General features: G+C 73.8%; 18 protein-coding genes. 5 read left to right on the plus strand and 13 right to left on the minus strand.

The window, feature by feature from the left end; genetic code table 11:
* The first annotated feature begins 21 nt into the window (after nucleotides 1–21).
* The 3 genes from ACZ6YG_RS14795 to ACZ6YG_RS14805 are packed head-to-tail and all read left to right on the plus strand — an operon-like array spanning nucleotide 22 to nucleotide 1,733.
* Entirely contained in the window at nucleotides 22–588 is a 567-nt protein-coding gene (locus ACZ6YG_RS14795) for an alkylhydroperoxidase domain protein (protein WP_397198995.1), read from the plus strand.
* Entirely contained in the window at nucleotides 585–1,199 is a 615-nt protein-coding gene (locus tag ACZ6YG_RS14800) for a VOC family protein (protein ID WP_466018261.1), read from the plus strand. Before ACZ6YG_RS14795 ends, ACZ6YG_RS14800 begins: the two co-directional genes overlap by 4 nt.
* Before the next feature lie 15 nt (nucleotides 1,200–1,214).
* A complete protein-coding gene (locus tag ACZ6YG_RS14805) occupies nucleotides 1,215–1,733 on the plus strand; it encodes an OsmC family protein (RefSeq protein WP_466018262.1) in 519 nt (172 codons plus the stop codon).
* A gap of 666 nt (nucleotides 1,734–2,399) precedes the next feature.
* On the opposite strand, the gene ACZ6YG_RS14810 is transcribed toward ACZ6YG_RS14805, so the two are convergent.
* From ACZ6YG_RS14810 to ACZ6YG_RS14825, 4 genes are read right to left on the minus strand one after another with little or no spacing between them, the layout of a single operon-like run.
* Nucleotides 2,400–4,844 carry a hypothetical protein gene (locus ACZ6YG_RS14810; protein WP_466018263.1) on the minus strand — a complete coding sequence of 815 codons (2,445 nt, stop codon included), beginning with the start codon at nucleotides 4,842–4,844 and terminating at the stop codon, nucleotides 2,400–2,402.
* Complete coding sequence (locus ACZ6YG_RS14815; RefSeq protein ID WP_466018264.1) at nucleotides 4,841–6,538, minus strand: ABC transporter permease subunit; 1,698 nt, start codon at nucleotides 6,536–6,538, stop codon at nucleotides 4,841–4,843. Before ACZ6YG_RS14815 ends, ACZ6YG_RS14810 begins: the two co-directional genes overlap by 4 nt.
* Nucleotides 6,535–7,746, minus strand: a complete 1,212-nt coding sequence (locus ACZ6YG_RS14820) for a hypothetical protein (RefSeq protein ID WP_466018265.1) — start codon at nucleotides 7,744–7,746, stop codon at nucleotides 6,535–6,537. Before ACZ6YG_RS14820 ends, ACZ6YG_RS14815 begins: the two co-directional genes overlap by 4 nt.
* Nucleotides 7,733–8,422: an ATP-binding cassette domain-containing protein gene (locus ACZ6YG_RS14825; protein ID WP_148031502.1), complete on the minus strand. Its 690-nt coding sequence runs from the start codon at nucleotides 8,420–8,422 to the stop codon at nucleotides 7,733–7,735. The genes ACZ6YG_RS14820 and ACZ6YG_RS14825 overlap by 14 nt, the downstream gene beginning before the upstream one ends.
* Nucleotides 8,423–8,540: 118 nt before the next feature.
* Here ACZ6YG_RS14825 and ACZ6YG_RS14830 point away from each other — a divergent pair, with 118 nt between their 5' ends.
* Nucleotides 8,541–10,868: a rhamnogalacturonan lyase gene (locus ACZ6YG_RS14830; RefSeq protein ID WP_466018266.1), complete on the plus strand. Its 2,328-nt coding sequence runs from the start codon at nucleotides 8,541–8,543 to the stop codon at nucleotides 10,866–10,868.
* 51 nt (nucleotides 10,869–10,919) lie between these two features.
* Here the strand turns inward: ACZ6YG_RS14830 and ACZ6YG_RS14835 are convergent, their stop codons facing one another.
* From ACZ6YG_RS14835 to ACZ6YG_RS14865, 7 genes are all read right to left on the minus strand, one after another.
* Nucleotides 10,920–13,064, minus strand: coding sequence for a hypothetical protein (locus ACZ6YG_RS14835; RefSeq protein WP_466018267.1), 2,145 nt, complete (start codon nucleotides 13,062–13,064; stop codon nucleotides 10,920–10,922).
* 565 nt (nucleotides 13,065–13,629) lie between these two features.
* Nucleotides 13,630–14,430: a thioesterase family protein gene (locus ACZ6YG_RS14840; protein ID WP_466018479.1), complete on the minus strand. Its 801-nt coding sequence runs from the start codon at nucleotides 14,428–14,430 to the stop codon at nucleotides 13,630–13,632.
* Nucleotides 14,431–14,598: 168 nt separating this feature from the next.
* Nucleotides 14,599–15,390, minus strand: a complete 792-nt coding sequence (locus ACZ6YG_RS14845; RefSeq protein WP_466018268.1) for a carboxypeptidase-like regulatory domain-containing protein — start codon at nucleotides 15,388–15,390, stop codon at nucleotides 14,599–14,601.
* A gap of 11 nt (nucleotides 15,391–15,401) precedes the next feature.
* The gene (locus ACZ6YG_RS14850) at nucleotides 15,402–17,780 is read right to left on the minus strand and encodes an aminotransferase class V-fold PLP-dependent enzyme (protein ID WP_466018269.1); all 2,379 of its coding nucleotides are present in this window, start codon (nucleotides 17,778–17,780) and stop codon (nucleotides 15,402–15,404) included.
* Between the two features lie 52 nt (nucleotides 17,781–17,832).
* On the minus strand, nucleotides 17,833–18,846 hold the full coding sequence (locus tag ACZ6YG_RS14855) for an NAD(P)/FAD-dependent oxidoreductase (RefSeq protein WP_466018270.1): 1,014 nt from the start codon (nucleotides 18,844–18,846) through the stop codon (nucleotides 17,833–17,835).
* A complete protein-coding gene (locus tag ACZ6YG_RS14860) occupies nucleotides 18,843–19,370 on the minus strand; it encodes an isoprenylcysteine carboxyl methyltransferase family protein (protein ID WP_148031506.1) in 528 nt (175 codons plus the stop codon). Before ACZ6YG_RS14860 ends, ACZ6YG_RS14855 begins: the two co-directional genes overlap by 4 nt.
* A gap of 4 nt (nucleotides 19,371–19,374) precedes the next feature.
* A complete protein-coding gene (locus ACZ6YG_RS14865; protein WP_466018271.1) occupies nucleotides 19,375–20,448 on the minus strand; it encodes a type III polyketide synthase in 1,074 nt (357 codons plus the stop codon).
* A 173-nt stretch (nucleotides 20,449–20,621) separates the two neighbouring features.
* Between ACZ6YG_RS14865 and ACZ6YG_RS14870 the strand changes: the two genes are divergently transcribed.
* Nucleotides 20,622–21,599, plus strand: coding sequence for a UbiA family prenyltransferase (locus ACZ6YG_RS14870; RefSeq protein WP_466018272.1), 978 nt, complete (start codon nucleotides 20,622–20,624; stop codon nucleotides 21,597–21,599).
* 19 nt (nucleotides 21,600–21,618) lie between these two features.
* Here ACZ6YG_RS14870 and ACZ6YG_RS14875 read toward each other — a convergent pair whose 3' ends face one another.
* Entirely contained in the window at nucleotides 21,619–22,779 is a 1,161-nt protein-coding gene (locus tag ACZ6YG_RS14875; RefSeq protein ID WP_466018273.1) for an NAD(P)/FAD-dependent oxidoreductase, read from the minus strand.
* 32 nt (nucleotides 22,780–22,811) lie between these two features.
* Nucleotides 22,812–23,708, minus strand: coding sequence for a carbohydrate ABC transporter permease (locus ACZ6YG_RS14880; protein WP_466018274.1), 897 nt, complete (start codon nucleotides 23,706–23,708; stop codon nucleotides 22,812–22,814).

The raw sequence follows: 23,708 nt of genomic DNA on the forward strand, positions 1-23,708 counted from the left end.
CGATCGTACGGAGGTGGCGGTATGAGCGGTTTCACGCTGGAGCGGCTCGGGTGGGCGCCGTGGCTGGAGCCGCTGAGCGCGGAGGAGCTGACCGACGAGCACCATGAGGCGCTGGTCGACCGGGCGCGCGCCGCGTCGCCGTACTTCCTGCTGCTCGCACGTGACCCGCACGTGCTGCAGGCGCGGACGCACACCGACAACGACATCTTCCACAACACCGACGGCGGGTTGCCGCGCGCCGAGCGCGAGTTGGCGGCCACCGCCACGTCGCGCCGCAACGGGTGCGTGTTCTGCGCGTCGGTGCACGCTCGGTTCGCCGCCCACTACGCCAAGCGGCCGGACGACGTGCGGCGGCTGCTCGACGAGGGCGTGCAAGCGCCGCAGGACGGCAGATGGCGGGCGATCATCGACGCCTCGGTGGCGGTCGCGGCCACCCCGGGCGAGCTCGGCGCGGCCCACGTCGAGGCGCTGCGCGCGGCCGGCCTCGACGACCTGGCCATCAGCGACGTCATCCACGCCGCCGCGTTCTTCAACTGGGCCAACAGGCTCATGCTCTCGCTCGGCGAACCCGTCAAGGAGGACCAGTGACCATCGACCACCTCGTCTACGCGGTGCCCGACCTGAAGGAGGGCGTCGCCGCCTTCGCCGCGCTGACCGGCGTCGAACCGGTGGCGGGCGGCAGCCATCCCGGCGGCACGGCCAACCACCTCGTCGGCCTCGGCTCCGGCCGCTACCTGGAGATCATCGGCCCCGACCCGGACCGGCCGGGCGCCCGGCCGCGCGCGTTCGGCCTGGAGAACCTGCGCGAACCCCGCCTGGCCGCCTGGGCGATCAGGCCGGACGACCTCGACGAGGCCGTCCGGAGGGCGCGCGAGAAGGGTTACGACCCCGGCGAGGTCCAGCCGCTGTCCCGGCGCACCCCCGGCGGCGTCCTGCTGGAGTGGCGGCTCACCAGGCGGGACGATCCGGCGGCGGTCAGGCCGGTGCCGTTCCTCATCGACTGGGGCGGCACCCCGCACCCGGCGGACTCCGGGCTGCCACAGCTGGAGCTGGAATCCCTGACCGCCTCCCACCCCGACCCGGACGCCCTCCGCCGCGACCTGGCCGGCGTCGGCGCCCCGCTCGACGTCACACAAGGTCCCGAGCCCGCGCTCCGCGCCGTCCTCACCACCCCGCTCGGCCCCATCACCCTGCACTGAACCGGAAACGAGAGCATGAGCACCCTTCGCGAGTACCTGTCCCAGAAGCGCGCCGCCCTGCTGGCCCGCCGCGCCGCCCCGGTGCCCCTCCACGCGCACGTCACGGCCGAGGGCCGGAGCGGTGTGCGGCGCATCCGCATCCGCGACCACCGGATCCTCAGCGACAGCGGCCCCGACTTCGCCGGCTACGACCTCGGCCCCGGGTCACCGGAGCTGCAGGCGGGCGTGCTGGGCAGTTGCGTCACGCACATCTTCCTGATCAAGGCGGCCGAGCTGGAAGTGCCTCTGGACGCCCTGGAAGTGGACGTACGGGCCTCGTACGATCCCAGAGCCCAGCAACCGGGCGAGAGCGGCGTCCCGGTCCACCCGTACGGCTTCCGCTACGAGGTGCTGATCGACTCGCCCGCCTCCGACGAGGAACTGGACCGGCTGCACGCCGAGGTGGAGCGAGTGTGCCCGATACTCAACCTGCTCCGCGCCCCACAGCAGATCACCGGCACGATCGTACGATCACACCCCACCGCGGCGGCATGACCATCTCTACGCCGCCTCACCCGGGCGGCCCACGACCGTGAGATCGGCACCCGCGCCCCCCAAGCGCCGACCACGCCCCCGGAGCACCTGCCGGTCCAGAGGACCAGACGCGCTCCCGAACGCGACCGCGCCTGCTGATCCCGAGGATCAGGCGCGCGCTCCCGAGCGCGACCGCGCCTCCAGTCGCGCCTGCTGATCTCCAGGCTAAGGCGCGTTTCCGAGCATCACCGCGCCTGCGGAAGCGCCTGCCGGCCGCGAGGGGCAGGCGCGTCCGGCCTGGGGTGAGCGCCCGCAAGCGCTCGCGGACGTCGCCCGCTCGATCTGCCTCGCCTGCGGGGAGAGCCTGCTTGTCACAAGGACCAGGCGTGCTCCTGAGTGCCACCACGCCTCCAGGCGCCTGCTGATCCAGAGGATCAGGCGCGTCCGGCCTGGGCCGAGCCCTCACAGGTGCTCGCGGACGCCGCCCGCTCGGTCTGCCTCCTCAGATCTCCTGTGCCAGTTGTGGCTGTCGTGGGGCACGAGCGAGGTTCCGGCGTGTGCGGGTGTTTGTGGCTGTGGTGGGGCTGGCTTGGTCTGTCCTCTCAGGTTTCCGGTGTCTGCAGGTGGTTGTGGCTGTGGTGGGGGTCGCTCGAACTGTCCCCGCAGATATCCGGCGACGGTAGGGGGTCACGATGGGGCTGGCGGATGGGGTTCGGGTGGTTGGAGGCGGTTGCGGATCTCGGTCACCTGCCGGGGTTCGGCGATCCCGTCCCAGGGCGCGAGCGCCGCCAGGCCCGCCGCGCGGTGCTGGGCCGCCTCGGCGCGGCAGAGGGCGGCCAGTTGCAGGTGGGCGAGTGCCGTGGTGAGGCCTTCCGGTGGTAGCCGCGGCTCGGCCTCCCGCAGGAGCGCGACCGCCTCCCGTTCCAGCGCGGCCGCGTGGGCCGGCAGGGCGGACGCCTCCTCCAGCACCGCCACGGCCTCACGTTCCAGCCGCGCCGCCCGGTCCGGGTGCGCCGCCGCCTCCCGTCTGAGCCGCGCCGCCTCCCCGGCCAGCGCCGCGGCCCGGTCCGGGAGGGCGGCCGCTTCCGCCGCACAGGCGGTCGCCCGCTGCACCCGGCAGCGGGCCCGGCCGATGTCGTCCGCCGTCCGCTCGTACAGCCGCTCGGACTCCTTCCAGTGCTTCATGGCGTCCCGAGCGTGGTCCAGCTGCCAGTGGGCGAGCCCCAGCAGCTCGTGGGCGTGCGCCCGGGTGCGCTCGTCGGCGCTCTGCTCGGCCTGGTGCAGCGCCTCGAACAGGACGGCCCGCGCGTCCGCGTACAGGCGCCGCGCCTCACCGCCGTCCAGCGGCTGGGCGCGGCGCATGAGCAGCGCGGCCACGTTGACCAGCCTGTTCGCGTGGCCGGCCGTGTCACCGTGGGCGAGCGCCTGGCCGTACTGGACCAGGGCCGACTCCACGGCGGTGAACTCGTCGCCGGAGGCGAGCAGGATCGTCGCGTGCGTCAGGTGCAGCTCGGGCGGCCACGCCTCGACCGCGCCCCACGCCGCCGCGGCCCGGTTGAAGTGCTGGCGGGCCTTCTCCGGATTGCCGAGCGTGATCAGCGCCTTCGCCTGACGCAGCTCGGCCGCCGCCCGTACGCGCTCGTCGCCCAGCTCCCACGCCGCCCAGGCGAGCAGGGCGGCCGCCCGCAGCCGGTCCTCGTGCCGCTGCTCCAGCGCGAACCAGGCCTCCAGCGCCGCGCCGATGCGGCCGAGCGCGCGTGCGGTCTTGCGTACGGGCTGCTCGCGGGCCAGCACCTGCAGCAGCACCCGGTCCTCGGCGGCGAACCAGGCGCCCGCGCCCGGATCGTCGGGCAGCAGGGAGGCGTACGCCTCGGCCTGGGCGGCGAAGTGCTCGACCAGCCGCCGCCAGGCCGCGTCGTCGGCCGAGCCGCTGTCGTGGAACGCGCCGATCACCCGGACGCGCGTCATGCGCACGTTCTCCACCAGGCCGCGCCCGGCCAGCTCGGCGATGGCGTCGTCCGCGGACGGCACGCCGAGCAGGGCCGCCGCCGCCCGATGGTCGACCTCGGCCACCGGCAGGCCAGCCAGCAGCACGAACAGCCGCTTGGCGGCGGGGCCCACCCCCTGCATGCTGCGCTGGAGCACGAACCCCAGCCTCTCGTCCACCGGCAGCCGGCTCAGGTCGTCGACCAGGGCGGCGAGCGTCACGCCCGGGTTCCGCGCGAGCCACCGGCCGAGCTTGACGATCTCGGCGGGGCTGCGCACGCACGCCTCCACCAGTGACCGCAGCGCCAGGGGGTCGCCGGTCACCCGGTCGTCGCGGACCTGCGCGGCCAGCAGCGCCTCCCCGTCCTCCGCAGAGAGCGGGCCCACCTGGACCGGTTTGATGTGCTGGGGCAGCTCTCCGGCCAGCTCGCCCGCGATCACGATGTGCGCGTCCGGCACCCGGGGCGGCAGCCACGCGACCTGGCTCCAGGTGCTCACGTTGTCGAGCAGCAGCACCCGGTCCCTGCCGGAGAGCGCCTCCTTGATCAGCGGCGCGGCGTCGTGCGGCTCCTGGATCAGGCCGGGCTGGCTGCCGAGCGCGCGCAGCACCCGCTGGGCCACGCTCAGCTCGGTCTCCGGCCGGTCCCGGTCGGGGCCACGCACGTCCACGTACCGCTGCCGGCTCTCCTCCGGGGCCAGCTCCCAGGCGGCGTGCACGGCCAGCGTGGACGTGCCCGTGCCGGTCCCGCCCTGCACCACCACGACGCCGCTGTCATGCGACCGGTCCACCACCTCGCGCACCTTGTCCCCCCGCCCGAGCAGCGGCTCCACCCGGTCCGGGAAGGACATCTGCCCGCCGACGGGCAGCGGCGGCGGCGTCTCGCGGGCGCGCAGGCGCCGGGTGAGGTGCGTGCCGAGCCCCGCCACGACGGGCGCGACGATCGCGAGCGGGATGAGCAGCGGCGCGGGGAGCACCGCCACCACGGCGTCGATCGCCTTCCCGCGTAACTCGTCCTGCAGGAGCAGCACCAGCTCACCGGCCGTCACCAGCCCGGACAGGCCGAGCTCGGGCAGGTGCGCCCGCGCCTGCCGGGAGGTGCGGTCCAGCCAGAAGCGCAGCCGCTCCTTGCGCGACATCCCGGTCATGCGCGCACCCCGCCCGTCAGCCCGCGGTACAGCAGGCGCCTGGTGACGATCACCAGGGCCACCGGCACGGCGGTCGCGATCACCGACTGGGCCGCCAGCGTCCCGGCCGTGCTCATGAAGTGGCGATTCTGCTCCAGCAGGATCAGCGGCAGATGGTCGCCGGCCGGCCAGTTGAGCAGCAGCCCGACCAGCGTGTCGTTCCACACCAGCACGAACGCCAGCACCCCGGCCAGCACCACCGACGGAGACCCCTCGCGCACCGCGTGCACGAGCGCCCACCGGTGCCGGGCCATCACCGGCGCCCGCACCCGCGCGAACCCCCGGTGCAGCACCAGCACGGCCAGCGGGATGACCAGCGCCGCGTGCACGGTGACCAGCGCCAGGGTGGAGCCGACCAGCCGGCTGAGGGACTCCTGCAGCGGCACCGCGAACGCCTGCGGCGGCAGCGCCGCCAGCGCCACCGCCACCAGGAGCACCGGGTGCCAGGCCCTGCGGGGCACCAGGTGCTCCTGCGCGAGCACGTACGCGGCCGGGACCGCGGCCAGCAGCACCAGCGCGACCACCACCACGGTGCGCACCAGCGTCGTCAGCAGCGCGCCGGTGAACCCGCTGTCGGCGAGCGCGTCCCCGTACGAGCGGAGGTCGGCCTGGATGTGCCACCATCCCGACACGGCCGCCGTCTCCGGAGCGCGCAGCGAGGTGAGCACGAGCACGACGAACGGCAGCAGCCAGAGCGCCGCCAGCGGCCCCATCAGCAGCCGCCGGCGCGAGCGCCGCCCGTGCGGGGCGGCCCGCTGTTCCGGCCAGGTCACCTGCCGGCGCAGCCCGGCCAGCGCGGGCAGCGCGAGCAGCCCGACCAGCACCGACAGCAGCACGGCGAGCGCGGCGGCGGGCCCGGTGCCCAGGTCGCTGTGGTGCCGCCACCAGAACTGGCCGCCGGGCTCCACCCACGGCTGCATCGAGCCCGGCGCCCCCATCAGCACCAGGTCGAACACCCGGGCCGCGGCCACCACCGCCAGCAGGTACGCCAGCGACGCCGCCCCGGCCAGCGACGGCAGCACGATCGACCAGATCTGGCGGCGCCGCTCCAGCCCGAACGCCTGCGCCATCCGCAGCAGGCTCGCCGGCATCCTGGCCAGCGCCTCGTGGAAGACCAGGAACGCCACCCCCGACCACTGCCACAAGAACGCCAGCCCCAGCACCAGCCAGATCCAGCCGAGCCCGAGGAAGGCCACGTCGGCGCCGAACGCCGCCAGCACCGCGTTGACCGCGCCGCGCTGCGGGTTGGTGTCGAACAGCAGGCGGAAGATCGCGCCGGTGGTGAGCGGGGAGACCACCGCCGGCAGCACCAGGACGACGCGGAGCACGCCGCCGAGCCGTGGGCCGACGTCGCGTGCCAGCCAGGCGAGCCCGAACCCGGCGGCGCACACGAGCACGGCCAGCCCCAGCCACACCAGCGAGTTGCCGAGCGCCCGCAGCACGTCGGGGTCGGTGAGCACCCGGTAGTGGCCGAGCCCGTCCGACAGGCTGATCAGCACCGTGGCGGCCAGCGGCGCGAGCAGCACCCCCGCCGCGAGCAGGACCGCCAGGAGCAGGTAGCGGGCCGCCCGCCAGCGGCCGATCCCGTGCTGGGCGGCCGGGGCCCGGGTGTCGTGGTGCGGCGCCACCTCGTACAGGAACGCGTCCTCGCTCACGCCGCCCCCTTGCGGGCCGTCGCCACCAGCCGGGCGGCCGCCGCGGCGGCGGCCGCCGCCGGACGCTCCCGCGTCACGGTCGCCGCGGTGAACAGGTCGGTGAGTATCAGCCACAGCCCCCGCCCGTCGCCCCCGGCGAGCGGGCCGGTCAGCCGGTCGGACAGGTCGTACCGCGCGTTCCGCGCCTGGACGAGCTCGCTCGCGGGTCCCCGGAGCCCCGGCGGGGACACCTCCGGCGGGATGTGCGGAGCCAGGAACCCGCCCTCGCCGGCCCACGCCTCCAGCGGAGCGGGCCGGTCGGGGCCCGTCAGCCAGGTGACGAACGCGGCCGCGTCCGGGTCGCCCGCGTTCAGCGCGAGCGCCACGTCCCCGCCCACCACCAGCGGCGGCCCGGCGGCGGCCGAGGCGGCGGGGAAGCGGAAGTGCGCGGCCGTCACGCCCGCCGCGCCGTAGCGGGCGATGACGGGCCAGGCGAAGTCGGGCGCGGCCACCAGATCGGCGGTGCGGTAGGTGAACACGTCCAGGATCGAGTCGTGGAACTGCAGGGTCAGCGCCCGGCGGCCCTGCTCCGCGGTCATGCCGGCCTGCCAGACGGCCGCCAGCAGCTCCAGCGCCTCCGCCACCTCGGCGGACCCCCACAGCTCCGACTGGGAGCCGAGCCCGGGGTACGTGCTGGGGCTGCGGGCCAGCAGCACGTTCTCGAACCAGTCGCTGAGCATCCACCCGTCGGCCGCGCCGATCGACAGCGTGCCCCGGGGCCGCGTCCACGCGTCGAGCGTCTCGGGAAGCGGGAGACCATGGTCGTCGCGGTGCCACACCAGCGACTTGTGAGCGATCTTGAACCAGGCGCCGAGCACCCGGCCGGGCACCGGCGACACCAGCCGCCGCCAGAACTCCGGCTGGGGCGGCGGGTCCTCCAAGGGCCTGATCCCGGCCCGGATCCCGGGCTCGTACAGCATGCCGAGCCGGGGGATGACGGCCACGTCCGGCGCGACCTCCGTCGACGGCCCGCGCAGCAGGGCGGCGATGTTGTCGCCCGCCGAGTAGACGGTGACCGTCCGGTGCGGGTAGTCGCGCGCCACGGTGAGGAACCGGCGTAACTCGTCGCCGCTCCACACCACCGCGACCCGCAGCGGCCTGGTCCCGGCGCACCCGGCGGCCAGCCCGGCGGCGGGGATCGCCGCGAGGAACCGTCTACGGCTGAGCACCCGCCACCTCCTCGTCGGTCACGTCCCAGTCGGTGACATCCCAGAACAGCGTGGGAGGCGCGAGGCTCGCCACGCGGGTGCGGTCGTCGGTGATCACCAGCACCGCCAGCCCGGGGTCGGCGCTCAGCGCGGCGCTCACCGCCGCGTGGCACGGCCCGAACCCGGTACGGTCCTCGATCACCACCACCTTGACCGGGCGGTGCCGGCACAGCACCCGGGTCAGCGCTACGGCCAGCCGCTCGTCGTGCGCCAGCTCGTGCGGCCGGGCGTGCAGGAACCCCTCGATCTGCGTCCGCCTGGCCATGTACGCGACCCGGCCCTGGACCCGGGCGCTGGCCCGCTCGTCGAAGGAGGTGAGCACGAGGTTCTTCTCGACGGTCAGGTGGGGGAGCAGCCCCGCGCCGGCGGGCACCAGCCCGATCTCGCGCTCCCACGTCGCCTGCGTGACCTGCTCGCCGCCGATGGTGATCACGCCGTCGTGGCCCCAGGACAGGCCGAGCAGGAAGTCGGCGACCAGGTCGGCCTCCTCGGCGTCGTGCGCGACGAGCACCGCCGTCTGCCCGGACCGCACGGCCAGCGGGTCGGGCGTCAGGCCGCGCGGCCGGCCGTCGGCCTCCCAGTGAAGGCCTTTCACCCGTACGAGCGGCTCCCGGGCACTGCTCTCTGTCCCGTCCACCAATTGACATTTACCCGAACGAAATCCAATGGAGAAGCCGAACGGCGATTCCTGCGGAAATGTCGCCGCGAGGAATCCCGCTCTTGACAAACGGTTGTTATATCGATTCAATCCGGGCATGTCTCCCCCCAGCAGCGCCCGCCGGTTCCTGGCGGCCGCCTCCGCCGCCCTGCTCTCGCTGACCCTCGCCGCCCAGCCCGCCGAGGCGGGCCGCGACGGTCATGGCCGCCACGGCGGCGTCCAGCTCGAACGCCTCGACCGCGGCCTGGTCGCGGTCCCGACAGGTCAGGGCGTGTTCCTGAGCTGGCGGTTGCTCGGTGACGAGGTCACCGGGCACGGCCGGTGGGGCATGACCGGCACCGACTTCCGCGTCTACCGCGACGGCCGGCCGATCGCCACCGTCACCGACAGCACCAACTATCTCGACAGCGCGGGCACCGCCGCGTCCTCCTACCGGATCGCCCCGATCGTCAAGGGACGGGAGGGGCCACGCGGCCCTGCCGTGACGCCGTGGGTTGAATCGTTTCACGATCTTCCCTTGAAGAAGCCCGCCGACGGCGTCACCCCGGCCGGCGAGGCGTACACGTACTCCGCCAACGACCTGAGCGTCGGCGACGTCGACGGGGACGGCCAGTACGAGTACGTCGTCAAGTGGGACCCGTCCAACTCCAAGGACGTCTCGCAGCGCGGCTACACCGGCAACGCCTACATCGACGCCTACGAGCTCGACGGCACCCTGCTCTGGCGGCTCGACCTGGGCGTCAACATCCGCGCGGGGGCCCACTACACCCAGTTCCTGGTCTACGACTTCGACGGCGACGGCCGCTCGGAGGCCATGCTCAAGACCGCGCCCGGCACGAAGGTCACCCGCTACGGCCAAGACGGCCGCGTGCTGTCCGAGCGCCACATCACGATGCCCAAGAAGGACGTCAGGGCCGGGTACTCGCACGCCGACGACTACCGCAAGAGCGCCGCCGGCTACTTCGACCACCTCGTCGAGATGTTCCAGGGCTGGCACGAGCACCCCGAGGTGGTGGCCGGACGCTGGCCCGCCACGCTGGAGCAGGCGTTCGGCATCGAGCCCCGGCACGCCTACCCGCTCTCCCGCGAGTCGGCCGCCGACCTGGCGACCTACTTCGTGGACGTGTACGCGCCCGCCCGCAGTGGCAACAACCGGTTGCGGGAATTCGAGGGCTTCATTCTCACCGGCCCCGAATACCTCTCCGTCTTCGACGGCGCCACCGGCAGGGAACTGCAGACCATTCCCTACAAGCCCGGCCGCGGCGACGACGGCCTCCTGTGGGGCGACTACGCCATGGCCAGGGTCGAGCCGGGCAACCGCGTCGACCGCTTCCTGTCCGCCGTCGCCTACCTCGACGGCGAGCGCCCGTCGGCGGTCTTCGCCCGCGGCTACTACACCCGCTCCACGCTGGTCGCCTACGACTGGGACGGCAGGCGGCTCAAGGAGGCCTGGTACGTCGACAGCGGCCACGTGCCGATGGACAACCCGTTCAACGCCTCCCCGCACGGCGTCGACGGCACCGACCCCGAGTACGCCACCCTCACCACCCAGGGCTTCCACTCGCTGAGCGCCGCCGACGTGGACGGCGACGGCAAGCAGGAGATCGTGTACGGGGCCGCGACCATCGACCACGACGGCGGCCTGCTGTACTCCTCGTTCGCCGAGGGCCCGCCCGGCAGCGCCGTCCCCGGCCAGAACGTGCGGCTCGGCCACGGCGACGCCATGCACGTCGCCGACCTCGACCCGGACCGCGAGGGCCTGGAGATCTGGACGGTGCACGAGGGCGGCCGGTGGGCCCCGTACGGCTGGGCCATGCGCGCCGCCGCCACCGGCGAGGTGCTGTTCGGCGGCTACAGCGGCGTCGACACCGGCCGCGGCATGGCCGGCGACATCGACCCCGCCGTCCGCGGCCTGGAGGCGTGGTCCTCGATGCCGCCGGACCAGGCCATCGACGCCGGCCTCTGGTCGGCCCGCGGCGACCACCTGGGCAGGAACGTGCCCGGCACCAACATGAGCATCCGCTGGGCTGCCGACATGACCACCCAGGTCGTCAACGGCACCGCCACCACCGTGCTGCAGACGCCGACCATCGACGACTGGAAGCGCGGCACCCTGCTCACCGCCGAGGGCACGCTCACCAACAACTGGACCAAGGGCAACCCCGGCCTGGTCGCCGACGTGCTCGGCGACTGGCGCGAGGAACTGCTGGTGCGCACCGCCGACAGCACCGCCGTACGGATCTACCTGAGCACGGAGGTCACCGACCGCAAGCTGTACACGCTGATGCACGACCCGCAGTACCGCGCCGAGGTCGCGCGCCAGCAGACCACCTACAACCAGCCCGCCTACCCGAGCTTCTACCTCGCCTCGGACATGGACTGGTCGAAGGTGCCGATCCCGCGCATCCGCACCCCGCGCAAGTAGGGGAAGCGACACCCCTCCGCCGGCCTGGCGACGGCCGGCTGGGGGGTGACATCAGCGGCCGGCCTCCTGCTCCGCCTCGCCCGCCCGGCTCCGGTACGCGATACCGGGCCGTGCCGGGACCAGGCGCAGGGTGCCGGCACGCCGGGCCGACCGGATCCACACGGTTCCGGCGGGCAGGAGGTCTTCGAGGGCGGCGCGGTCGCGCAGCGGCGCGAACCGGACCACGGCGGTGGGCGCCGAACCGAGGTCCAGCAGGGGCAGGTCCTCGGCCGCGCAGAGCTGCCACATGGTCGCGTGCGCGTCGGCCCCGGCGGCCGCTATCAGCTCGGGCAGTTCCTCCTCGGGTAGGGCGGCCGCCTCCCCGTCCCGTTCGCGGGCGAACGGCGGTGGAGCGTACACCCCGTGCTCGGACGCGTGCGCGTGCCAGACGGCGAGCAGCTCGGTGGTCACGACGCGGGCGCACTCGGCATGCTCGGCGGTCGAACCCGCCGCCAGGGCTCGCACCCGCGGCGCCATCGCCCGCTCCACCAGGTCGGCGAGACAGCGCTCGATCCGGGGGTCCGGCCGGGGCATGACCTGCGCCGAGGAGACGTGGTTCCGGATCACCGCGGAGACCTGTTCGAGCGCCGCGCCCATCCGGGCCGCCGCGTCGGCGGTGGCGGCCCGCGCCCCCGCCCGCGCCCAGTCCCCGGCGGCGGCGGTGGCGACGGCGAGCAGGCCGCCGACCGCCCGCTCCGCCGAATCCAGCCCGCGATCCCGGGCCCAGGCGCCGGCTCTGGACCGCCATGAGGCGCGCGCGGCCCCGAGCGCCAGGGTCAGCGCCGCGACGAGCAGCGGCGCCCAGACCGCCGGCGGCAGGGGCGCGGGAATCGCCCTGATGGTGATCACGGTCCCGCACACCACCCCGGCCGCCCCCGCCGTCGCGTTCGCGACGAGCGCGCCGGCCCGGGCGCCGAGCCGTCCGCCAGGACCACGCGTCACGGTGAGCGCCACCAGCAGGGTCCAGAGCGCCGCCATCAGCACCCCGCCGGCCGGGCCGAAGGGGGCGAACGTCGCGAGCGCGGCCGTCACCAGCCCGATGACCGGCAGCCACCTCTGCGGCTCCGGCATCGGCAGAGGATGGAGCAGCCGGGTCAGGAGCTCGTCGGGGCAGGCCCGGCGCAGGTCGGGGAGACGGGCTCCGCTGCCCGCCGGCGTCAGCCTCTCCTGCCACCCGTCCAGGCCGCCGATGAGCACGGGCAGGGACGCTCCCGCCCGCAGCCCGCGGGTCAGGTAGCCGCTGATGGTGTCACGCGCCACCGCGGGCTCGAACTCCTCGAAGCCGGGGAGGACGACGCCGGCCCGCTCGATCGCCTCCTGCTGACGGCTGGTGAGGCCCGTGGTGGTGTGCGCGGCGGAGAGAAGGTCTTCGAGCCGCGCCCGCAGCGCTTTCAGGCGGCGGCCGGCGCCGGCCGCGACCGCCTCGGCTCCGGGGGCGCCGGTGAACAAGGAGGCGCCGTCGATCAGCTCGCCGGCCACCGCGGTGGCCTCGGCGACGGCGGTCCTGGCCTCGTCGGCGGCGACCGCCAGCGGCCCGCCGGAACGGAGCCGGATCGGCCGGCTCTGCCCGTGCTCCTCGCCGCAGGGGAGCTCCGGCGCCCGTCCTCTGCCCGGCGCCAGGATGCGGGCGGCGGCCGAGGCCATGGCCGGCTGGAGATCGCCCGCGTCGCCGCTCGGTCCCGCCAGCCGCAGGCCGGGGTTGGCGATCAGGTCCGGCGTCCGCCGGACGCGGCTGAGGGTCCCGTGGAAGACCTCCGGCTGGGACAGGACGTCGAGCAGCCGGAGCAACTCGGTCTCCGGCCCGTGACTCCGCTCCCTGCGCGTGGCGGGAGCCGCGGCGGCGAGCTCCCAGTCGATCCCGCACGGGTCCGGCACCCAGATGATCCCCGCGCCCTGCGCCAGGCTGCCCGGCACCTCCAGTCTCGGGGGGTTGCCGTCGATCGGCCCGACCGCGACGCACAGCAGTTCGTCCGTGTACCCCGAGGACATCAGCGTCTCGTACGCGCGCTGATGCGCCTTCAGCGCCCGGGCCTCGTCGACCAGCAGGAGCAGCAGGAGATCGGGCTGCTCCTCGTCCGACAGCAGCGCCCCGGCCCGCGCGACCGCCTCCTCGCCGGTGGTGGAGCGCAGGTCGAGCCGGATCACACAGCGGTTCACGAGCCTCCTCCCGGGCGCCGGCACGCCCCGTAGAGAAGATGGGCGATCGTCGGCGCCAGGGCCACGCGTCCGCGGGATGCGCGACAGGTCCTGTGTCGCACGCCTGCATTCATAGAGGAATTCCTCAGGTGAATCCCCGGCACGTGGAATGTCGGGGGATGGTCATCCGGCCGCGAGTAAGAGACGCCCTCGCCTCTGTACGGGTTCTCGCACTGGCCAGTTTCGGACACTTCCAGGCGGAAAGTTGTCGTTTTGTGACCATCCGATTTATCGTGATTGTGGCAAATGCTTGATATATCCGAATTATGTCAAGGCGGACGTGAAGGGCGCGCGCGAGATACAGCGCCCCACATCGCTGGATCTCCATCCAGGATGGGAAATAGCGGATATCGGCCAGATATGTGCCACGCCGCAGTGGTGACCGTCCCCGAATATGAGCGACGCCGACTCAGGTGACGCCATCCCCTGTATCGCCGCCGGCGGATCCGAGAGCGAGAGGGCTCGCGAAATTCGCCGACGGCGGGGCTGCCCCTGGAGAAGCACGCAGCAGCATGCGTGACACCGATTACGGGAGCATGGCGAGTTGCCGGCCCTGGGCGACGAGGACGCCTTTGGTGTCCCAGATCTCGAAGTCTTCTTCGTGGTATCCGTTGATCAGGTGACGCGTGGTGGCGCGACAGGCGAGCCAGCCAGGAGCGGGCCGGGCCCGTAGATGCGCGGTCAATTCGAGCGTGGCGGAAGCGAACTCGCCGACGGCCAGCACGGCCGGAGGTGCGGCATCCAGCAGCAACGGCAACGCGTCTGGATCGGCGTGGCGGCCGTCCCGGAAGCGCATCCAGAACTCTATTCCGGCATGCTCGGCGGGCTTCCCCTGCCACCAGCCGGGCACCTCGGCGAACCGGAACTCCACACGTTCGGTGATGCTGACACCGTCCAGCGACTTGCCGCCGAGCGGATCGACGCAGTCATCCGGGTCCGGGAGGACCGGCGGCTCGCCGGTGACGAGCGTACGCCCGTCGGCCTGGTCGAGGGTGCCGAAGGTGGCCGTCGCCCGCAGTCGTTCCTTACCTTCCTGCGACAGCACGACCTGGCCCGTGGCGACACGCCGCCCGGTCCGGATGATCTCGGTGCGCAACTCTGCCGGTCCGATGACCGCGGGGCGCAGGAAAAAGGCGGAGCCGACGAGCACATCGGGGAACGGCATCTCCTGCTTCAGCGCACGCAGACACATCGCCATCAGGTAACCACCGTTCGGACCACCGCCAAGCGCATGCCAGCGATCAGTGACGATGCCCGCATATCGGTTGGCGGCCACGAAATCGGTGCGGGAATCGACATCGAACGCGGACAGGGATGGTGCTGTCATCGTCTCCTCCGGGGTCATGCGGTGCTCCGGGTCATCGCGAGCGGTAGTGATCGCTCCCTCGGCCATTTTCTTGCGCACTCCCCGCACGGTCGATGACCTGGCAGGTAAAGCGCCCCTCAGGTGAAATGACGCCCGACCCCGGCATGGGCGGAGTCCGGAAGTGACAGGTCAGAGCTTCAGTTCGAGCTGGATCCAGTAGACGCTGGAGATGTACTGGGAGAAGTCCGCGACGATCTCGGGCGCGTACGCGTCCTGACCGCGGAGCCGCACCTGGAGCGGGCGTCCCTCGTAGGACGCCGAGACGCGGTAACGGGCGATGGGGACGTCCACCAGGCCCGAGCCGTCAGGGGTGCGGACCGCCCTGCGGGTGATGACCTGACCCTGCGAGCCGTCCAGCAGCGTGCTCTCGGGCGTGAGCGTGAGCTCGACCTTCTCGTCCTCCAGGAACGCTTCCGGGTTCCGCGGGTCGGTCATGTCCAGGTGGAACAGGACCGACCCGCCGTAGTGGCCCAGGCCGTCGGCCTTCTCGCCGGTGAGCTTCCAGGTGAAGTCCCTGATCGCGCCGGTCGGGCCGGCGAACGAGGAGTCGTCGTCCGGTGACAGGTCGACCTGGTACGAGGCGCCGTTGTGCTCGACCGTCATCGAGGCCGTCACGTGGAACGTGGCCGCGATGTCGGTCTCGACCCGGTAGCGGCCGTCGGCGTCGGTCGACACGATGAGGTTGCTGTTGTAGAGCAACTGGTTGTCGGCCACGACTTTGGCCCCCTGGACCGGCCTGCCGTCGGCGCCCACGACCCTGCCCTTGAGCACCCCCGGCTCGACGCCCATGCGATCCCCCTCTTCCCGCGCGGTCTCGGCCGGCTCTCCCGCCCGCGTGTCCGTGGTCATCGGGGCCATGGGTGTGATCACGCAGCCGCTCAGGCACACCAGCAGAGCGCCCGCCGGCACCAGTCTCCTCATGGCGGGCCAACCTAGATCATCTGACTTGCAACCGACTTGGAACTCACCTCCGGAGCCACGCACCCGGCGGGCAGCGCGAACCAGCGCAGCCGCTCCGCGTCTCCGGGCAGCCGCGCCTGGCTCGCGTCCGGCTCGTCCGGAAGGGCCGCGAGCAGCTCGCGCGCCCGCGCCAGGTAGCCGGCCAGCGCGTCCTCCCCGGCCCGCGCACCCGGGACCGGCCGCTCGCCGGAGTGGAACACCAGGTCGGACAGGCTGACGGCGGGTTCGGCCGCCTCGCGGTGCCGCCACAGCCCGGTACGGAGGTCGAACCGGTAGCAGGGGAGCAGGCGCCGGCCCCGGGAGGCGACCAGGTCGACGGCGTCGACGACGTAGTCCGCCACGGTGTCGGACATGAAATAGGCGAAGGTGACCCGCGCCCAGCCGGGCTTGACCCCTTCGTACCCGTACCCGATCTGGTCGCGCAGCTCCGCCGACCGGCCGGCGCCGATGCCCAGCAGCCGGTGCCCGTACGGGCCCGCGCAGGAGCAGCCGCCGCGCGCCTGGACGCCGAACAGGTCGTTCAGCACGGCGACCACGAAGTTGTGGTGCAGGTAGAGCCCGTCTCCCGCGCGGACGCGCAGCGAGAAGATCGGCAGCCTCCGCGCGGGCCCGTCGCCGAGGATCTCGATGTCCGGGTTGCGCCGCCACCGCTCCAGCGCCCGCTCCCGGAGGCGCTCCTCGCGCTCCTGGATGAGGCCGGTGCCCACGGCCTCCTTGAGCGCGAAGACCAGCCCGGCGCGGATCGACTCGACGATCCCCGGCGTGCCGCCCTCCTCCCTGGCGACCGGATCGTCCAGGTAACGGTGCTCGCCGGGGCTCACGTAGCGCACGGTGCCGCCGCCCGGCGTGGTCGGCACCCGGTTGCGCACCAGGTCCCGCCGGACGACCAGCACCCCCGGCGTCTGCGGGCCGCCGGGGAACTTGTGCGGCGACAGGAAGATCGCGTCCTTGTGGTCGGCCCGCCCCGGCGCGCTCGCCGCCATCCGGATCGGCACGTACGGCCCGGCCGCGGCGTAGTCCCAGAACGACAGCGCGCCGAACTCGTGCAGCAGCGCGGAGACCGGTTCGGTGTCGGACAGGATGCCGGTCACGTTGGAGGCGGCCGAGAAGCTGCCGATGAGCAGCGGCCGGTCCGCGTGCCGCACCAGCTGGGCGCGGAGCTCGCCGAGGTCGATGCGGCCGTCGCGGTCCTGGCCGATGGCGACGGTGTCGGCCCCGGACTCGCGCCAGGGCAGCTCGTTGGAGTGGTGCTCGTACGGCCCGACGAACACCACCGGCCGGCCGCCCGCGCGGGTGGCGCGGTCGCGCAGCTCCAGGATGGCGACGAGCTTGTTGGCGGCCCCGGTCGCGCCGGATCCGCAGAACAGGACCACGTCGTCCGGGCCGGCGCCCACGGCGTCGTGGATGATCCGCCGGGCCTCCTCCCGCAGCCGGGTGGTCTGCAGGCCGGTGCCGGAGCTCTCGGTGTGCGTGTTGGCGTAACGCGGCAGCACCCGGGCCCTGATGAAGTCCTCGATGAAGTCCAGGGACCGCCCGGAGGCGGTGTAGTCGGCGTAGGTGATGCGGCGCGGCCCGTACGGGCCGTCGAGGACCTCGTCCTCGCCGATGACGCCGCCGCGGATGCGCTCCAGCAGTCCCGGGTCCACGGCGGTTCCCGTGGCCGGGCTCCCGGCGTGGGCCGCCCGGGTCTCGACCCACGTCGTGCGGCAGGCGGCCACCAGAGTGCCGTCCGGCTCGTACAGCCCGGCGGAGGCGAACAGCTTGCGGCGCTCCCTGCCGTCGCGGCGGGCGACGACCACGTACGTGACGCCGGCCCTGACCGGGCGGCGCAGCCGCGCGGTCATCCTGCCGAGCAGCGCGGCGCCGCCCGGCGCGAGATGCGTCCAGCCGGTGGGGCAGTCGAGCGCCGCCCACACCGACGCGGGCGGCAGGACCTCCTGCCCGCCGGTCAGCTCCGGGTCGGCGAACCAGGTCGCGGCGAAGACCTCCGGGTCGGCCGTCGGGCCCGGATGGACGCGCAGCCCGTCCTCGCGCGGGCCGCATACGAAGCAGCCGGGGAACGGGTGGCTCCGATGGCCGGGGAAGCGCCGCTCGGCCTCCGCCGCGGCGCGCAGGGACACGGCGGGCGGCGGCACCGGGTCCCCGGCGGCGGGTCTGGCTTCGGCCAGCAGCCGATCTCCCGCGAACAGCCCGAGCCCGTCCGGCGCGTGCGCCACCCGTAACGGCGTGTCGACCGGCGCCGGGGCGCGCAGCGTCACCTCCACCGGCCCCGTCGCGCCCAGCTCGCCCGCCAGCAGGCCTGAGAGCCATCCGCCGTTCACCACCTCCGGAGGACCACAGAACCGGCTCATAACGCTAAAAGTGCATATATCAGCCATATGGGCAGAATGGACCGACCCGGTTTCAGGCCAATAGCCGGACGATTGACGTGAATACCCCGGGCAGCCCCCGCGCCGCCGGGACCACCAGCCGCGCCGTGCCCGGCCGCCGCGCGACCTGCACCAGCGCGCCCGTCAGCAGCCGGTGGGTGCGCGACAACCGCCGCCACGCGCCCTCGTACTCCTCGGGCCGGTCCTCCGCCAGACAGCGGGCCAGGATCTCCGCCGAACGCACGGCCAGCGACACCCCCTCACCGGTGAGCGCGTCCACGTACCCGGCCGCGTCGCCCACCAGCAGGACGCGCCCGGCGCGCCGCGCCCGCGCCCGCTGGCGGAACGGCCCCGCGCCGCGCACCGGCGTCACGGCGGGCCCCCGCAGCCGCTCGGCCAGAGCGCCGAACCCCGCCAGGTGCTCGTCGTACGTGCGCCGCACGGAGCTGAGGATCGCCACGCCCACCAGCTCGTCGCCCACCGGGGTGACGTACGCCTCGCCGCGGCCCGACCAGTGCACCTCCACGAAGTCGGTCCACGGCGCCACCCGGTAGTGCCTGCGCAGTCCGTACCGCCGCACGCCGCCGGACGGCGCGTCCAGCCCGAGCGACCGGCGCAGCGGCGAGTGCAGCCCGTCGGCGGCCACCAGCCAGCGCGCCCGCAGCCCGGCGGCCTCGACCCCGTCGCCGTCCTGGACGGCGTGCGCGATCCGGCCGGTGACGGTCTTCACGCCGAGGTCGGCGGCCCGCCGGGCGAGCGCGGCGTGCAGGGCGACGCGCCGCGCGCCCAGCCCCATGGCGGGGCCGAACGTCGCGCGGACCCCGCGCCGGTCGTCCAGGTAGTGGATGCCGCGCAGCGGGCGCCCCGGCACCGTCACCCCCATCGCGGCCAGCGCCGCCACGCCGCCGGGCATGACACCCTCCCCGCACGCCTTGTCGACCGGGCCGGCGCGCGGCTCGACGACGACCGCCTCCATGCCGAGCAGCGCCGCGTGGATGGCCGTCGCCAGCCCCGCCGGGCCGCCACCGGCGACCAGCACGTCGATCACGTGGCGGGCCGCCCGGCCGGCAGGAGCGCCGCGTTCTCGGTGCGGATGCGCACCGTCAGCAGCGCCGCGTTCAGCACGGTGAACACCAGCGCCGTCACCCACGCCGTGTGCACCAGCGGCAGCGCGAACCCCTCCACGACCACCGCCACGTAGTTCGGGTGGCGCAACCAGGTCAGCCGGTACGGGCCGCGCGTCACCAGCGGCAGCCCCGGCACCACGATCACCTTGGTGTTCCAGCGCGGCCCGAGCGCGGTGATGCACCACCAGCGCAGCCCTTGCGCGGCCACCACCAGGACGAGCATCGGCCAGCCGAGCTCCGGCAGGAACGGCCGCCCGGCCAGCCACACCTCCAGCGGCGCCCCGGCCAGCAGCGCCGTGTGCAGGAGCACCATCCACGGGTAGTGGCCGCGGCCGGTCTCGACGCCGCCGCGCGCCATGCTCCAGGCGGCGTTGCGCTTGGAGACGACCAGTTCGGCCAGCCGCTCCAGGCCGACCAGCAGGATGAGGACGAGATACCAGGTCATGGGGTCACCAGCGCAGCAGGACGAGTTCGGAACAGAAACCGGGGCCCATCGCGATGAGCACCCCCCACGTGCCGGGTTCCGGCCGCCGCGTGGCGAGCGTCTCGCCCAGCACGTGCAGCACCGAGGACGACGACAGGTTGCCGTGGGCCGCCAGCGAGCGCCAGGTGACGTCGAGCGCGCCCGGCGGCAGGTCGAGCACGTCCGACACGGCCTCCAGGACCTTCGGGCCGCCCGGATGGCACACCCAGGCCGTCACCTCGCCGGCCGTCACCCCGTGATCGCCGAGAAACGCGTGCACGTCGTCGGCCAGGTAGCGGCGCACCACCTCCGGCACGCCCGCGTCCAGCACCACCCGCAGACCGTCGCCGCCCACCTGCCAGCCCATGACATGCTCCGAGTCCGGATACAGATGACTGCGAGTCGCCACCACGACAGGCCCGGCCGCCGGGTCGTCTGTCTCGTCCGGAGCGCGGCCGTCGCCGCAGGCCACGACGGCGGCGGCGCCGTCACCGAACAGGGCGCTGGCGACCAGGCCGGCGGGGGAGCCGTCGCCGCGCTGCACGGTGAGCGAGCACAGCTCCACCGACAGCAGCACGGCCACGTGGCCGGGCCAGCCGCGCAGGTAGTCGTGCAGCCTGGCGATCCCGGCCGCGCCCGCGACGCAGCCCAGCCCGAAGACCGGCAGCCGCTTGACGTCGGGCCGCAGACCCAGCGCGCCCACCAGCCGGGCGTCGATCGACGGCACGGCGATGCCGGTCACCGACGTGAACATGATCATGTCGACGTCGGACGGGACCAGCCCGGCGCCGTCCAGCGCCGCGCGGACGCTCTCCAGCCCCAGCTCGACCGCGGCGGTCACGTACGCGTCGTTGGCCGCGCCGAAGCCGTCGAGCTTCTCGTAGTCCTCGATCGGCAGGGCCAGGTTGCGGTACTCGACGCGGGCGCTGCGGTGCAGCCGGTCGAGCAGGCGGCGGTCGGCGTCCGGAGGCAGGCAGACACGGGCCGCCATGTCGGTCAACTCGGCCTGTGCGTATCGATTCGGGGGAAAGGCGCAGCGAACTGCGGCGATATGGGTCATGGAGGGCTCCCCTGGGCGGGCGGCCGAAAACACTCGTCGATGCCACGGTTCCCCCCAGGTTGATCTGCTAAGCCCAGCGGGCGGTCTTCCCTGTAGATCGGCCGGTCAGGCCCGGTCAATTCGTCACCCGTCGCGAGCGCCTGCCGAAGGGATCTTCCGAGTAGCATCGGCCTGTGACGGACGACGGGCGCCGGATGATCGCCGGGCTGGCGCGCGGCTGCCACCCCGGGCCCACCGTGGCGGTCACGGCACTGGTCACCGCGCTCGCCGCCGCGGCCGGGCACGGCGCGGCCGGATGCCTGCTCGTGGGCCTGGCGGTGCTGTCGGGCCAGCTGTCCATCGGCTGGTGCAACGACGCGGCCGACGCCGGGCGCGACGTGGCGGCGGGGCGCGCGGACAAGCCGGCGGTCGACGGCACGATCACGCCGCGTGCCCTCGGGATCGCGGCGGCGGTGGCGCTGGCGTGCTGCGTGCCGCTCTCGTTCGCCTCGGGGGTGCTCGCCGGCTCCGCGCACCTCGCCGGGGTGCTCGCGGCGTGGGCGTACGACCTGGGGGTGAAGGCGACCCTGCTGTCGTGGGCGCCGTACGCGGTGGGGTTCGGGGTGCTGCCCGCGTTCGTGACGCTGGGGCTGCCGGGGGAGCCGTGGCCCGCCTGGTGGGCGACGGCGGCGGCGGCCCTGCTCGGGGTGGGGGCTCACCTGGCCAACGTGCTGCCGGACCTGGCGGACGACCTGGCGACCGGCGTGCGCGGCTGGCCGCAGCGGCTCGGCGCCGCCCGCCTGCGCGCCCTGCTCCCGCTCCCGCTCCTCGCCGCCACCTGCCTGCTCGCCTTCGGCCCATCCACCACGACCCCTCCCACCGCCGAACCTCCGGCTGCCACGGGCCACTCCGCCGCGCTCCTGGACGGCTCATCCCCATCGGCCCCGGCCGGTACGGATACGTCCGCCGACGAAGGGGACGGTCCTGCCTTTCCCGGCCTCGCCCGTACGAGCTTGATGGGCTGGATCGCGCTGGCCACGGCCGTCGTCCTGACGGCTGCCGGGCTTCTGTTGGCCCGCAACCACCCCCGGGTGCCGTTCGCGGCGGCCGTCGCGGTGGCGGGCGTGGACGTGGCGCTGCTGCTGACCGGCGGTGCCTCCCTCACCGGCTGATGGCGGGCGGATACAACGGTCAACGGCCGCGTCGGTGGTGGCGGACGGTGTCGCGCAGCCAGCGGGAGGCCACCGCGTACGCCAGCGGGACGGGCACCGTCCCCGACCCCAGCCCCACCTCCACCAGCAGGTCGAACACCTCCTTGCGGTGGGCGGCGGTGGCGATGGCGGCGTCGATGAACCCCGGCGACTGCGCCAGCCGGGCCAGCACGTCCGTGGTCCGCAGGTGTCGCCCCAGCGCCGCGCGCAGGCCGCGCCGGTAGACGGGCAGCGGGTCGCCGGACGCGTCCGCGGCCGCCTCGCCGGCCAGCCGCCCCGACAGCAGCGCGTAGTAGATCCCCTCGCCGGTCAGCGGGTTGATCAGGCTCGCCGCGTCCCCGGCGAGCAGCACCCGCCCGGCACCGGGAGCCGGCCGGCCGGTGGACAGCGGCAGGTGGTGGGCGCGCAGGTCGCGGGCGGGCCGGTCGGGCAGCAGCTCGGCGAGCCTGCCGTGCAGCACCTGCCGCCCGGGCAGCCCGGTGGCGTGCAGCCGGGGCAGCAGCATCCCGAACCCGACGTTCGCGGTGCCGTCGCCGATGGGGAACGACCACGCGTAGGCGGGCCAGCCCGCCCGCTGCATGGCGATGAGCTGCACGTCGTCCTCGTCGGGGACGTCCGCGTACCCGCGCACGGCGATGGCGGTGTGCCGCTCCGGCGTGACCGGGAGCCCGATCAGCCGCCGCACCGCCGAGTTGGCCCCGTCGGCCGCGACCACGACCCGCGCCCGGATCCGGCCGTCGATCACCACCACCGGCCCGGCTTCGGCCAGCTCCCTGACCCGGTGGCGCCGCACCTCGGCCCCGGCCGCCCGGACCGCCTCGACCAGCCGGGCGTCGAAGACCCGGCGCGGCACCACGTGGTTGGGCCGCGCCGCGGTCGCCGACACCCGCGTGCCGCCGGGGGAGACCACGGTCAGGCGGGGCGTGGGCCGGTAGTCGTCGATCAGCCCCGGCACGCCCAGCCTGGCCAGCTCGTCACGCCCGTGGGCCGCGATGCCGTCGCCGCACGCCTTGTCACGAGGGAAGTCCGCCTTGTCGAGCACCAGCACCCGCGCGCCGGGCCGCCGCCGCAGCGCGCCGAGCGCCGCCGCGGAACCGGCGGGCCCGGCGCCCACGACCACGAGATCCCACACATCCTCCATGGGAGGACTCCTGCCCCGGCGCGGGACTCAGATCACTTGCCGAACCCCGCCGTCAGGCCGCTCAGCAACTGGCGGCGGCCCACCACGTACAGGATCAGGATCGGCAGCGTGGTCAGCACGACCGAGGCGAGCACCGCGGGCACGTTGACGCTGTACTCCCCCTGGAACGACCAGAGCGCGAGCGGCAGCGTCCGCTTGTCGGGACTCTGCGTCAGGATCACCGGCAGCAGGAACCCGTTCCAGATCTGCAGCGCGTTGTAGATCGACACCGTCACCACGGCCGGCCGGGTCAGCGGGAAGGCCAGGCGCCAGAGCGTGGTCTGCTCGCTCGCGCCGTCGAGCCGCATCGACTCGAACAGCTCCTTCGGCACGTCCCGGATGAAGTTGGCCAGGACCAGCACCGACAGCGGGATCGCGAACGCGATCGACGGCAGGATGAGCGCCAGCAGGCTGTCGTAGAGATGCAGCCTGATGATGATCAGGTAGATCGGGATGATCGTCGCCTGCAGGGGGATGGCCAGGCCCATGAGGAAGAGCCAGTTCACCGACCTCAGGAAGCGGTTGGTGCTCGCCCGCACGATCGCGTACGCGGCCATGAACGAGAACAGCACCGCCGGGACCACCGAGCCGACGGCGACGATGAGGCTGTTGAGGAAGTACAGCGGGAAGTCGGACTCGATGACCAGCTGGTAGTTGTCCAGCGTCGGCGCGGTGGGCGGCGCCATCGGGTTCGACAGGTAGTAGTCGCTCTGGGCCTTGAAGCTGGTGATGACCACCCAGTAGATCGGGATGATCACGATCGCCAGCCAGAGCCACGAGATCGTCCCGCCGATCCAGTTCTTGGTCTCGCGCAGCCTGGGCCTGCGGCGGCGGCGACCGGACGGCCGCATCACCGTCCGCCCCGGCTTGTCGGACAGCGTGGTCGCCAT

It is taken from the genome of Nonomuraea sp. NPDC054003, assembly GCF_055585125.1.

What these genes read in the sequence shown, in the direction of transcription:
- ACZ6YG_RS14795 (WP_397198995.1), top strand. Translation starts at nt 22, where the DNA reads ATGAGCGGTTTCACGCTGGAGCGGCTCGGGTGGGCGCCGTGGCTGGAG.
- ACZ6YG_RS14805 (WP_466018262.1), top strand. Translation starts at nt 1,215, where the DNA reads ATGAGCACCCTTCGCGAGTACCTGTCCCAGAAGCGCGCCGCCCTGCTG.
- ACZ6YG_RS14810 (WP_466018263.1), bottom strand. Translation starts at nt 4,844, where the DNA reads ATGACCGGGATGTCGCGCAAGGAGCGGCTGCGCTTCTGGCTGGACCGC.
- ACZ6YG_RS14830 (WP_466018266.1), top strand. Translation starts at nt 8,541, where the DNA reads ATGTCTCCCCCCAGCAGCGCCCGCCGGTTCCTGGCGGCCGCCTCCGCC.
- ACZ6YG_RS14840 (WP_466018479.1), bottom strand. Translation starts at nt 14,430, where the DNA reads ATGACAGCACCATCCCTGTCCGCGTTCGATGTCGATTCCCGCACCGAT.
- ACZ6YG_RS14845 (WP_466018268.1), bottom strand. Translation starts at nt 15,390, where the DNA reads ATGAGGAGACTGGTGCCGGCGGGCGCTCTGCTGGTGTGCCTGAGCGGC.
- ACZ6YG_RS14850 (WP_466018269.1), bottom strand. Translation starts at nt 17,780, where the DNA reads ATGAGCCGGTTCTGTGGTCCTCCGGAGGTGGTGAACGGCGGATGGCTC.
- ACZ6YG_RS14860 (WP_148031506.1), bottom strand. Translation starts at nt 19,370, where the DNA reads ATGACCTGGTATCTCGTCCTCATCCTGCTGGTCGGCCTGGAGCGGCTG.
- ACZ6YG_RS14865 (WP_466018271.1), bottom strand. Translation starts at nt 20,448, where the DNA reads ATGACCCATATCGCCGCAGTTCGCTGCGCCTTTCCCCCGAATCGATAC.
- ACZ6YG_RS14875 (WP_466018273.1), bottom strand. Translation starts at nt 22,779, where the DNA reads ATGGAGGATGTGTGGGATCTCGTGGTCGTGGGCGCCGGGCCCGCCGGT.
- ACZ6YG_RS14880 (WP_466018274.1), bottom strand. Translation starts at nt 23,708, where the DNA reads ATGGCGACCACGCTGTCCGACAAGCCGGGGCGGACGGTGATGCGGCCG.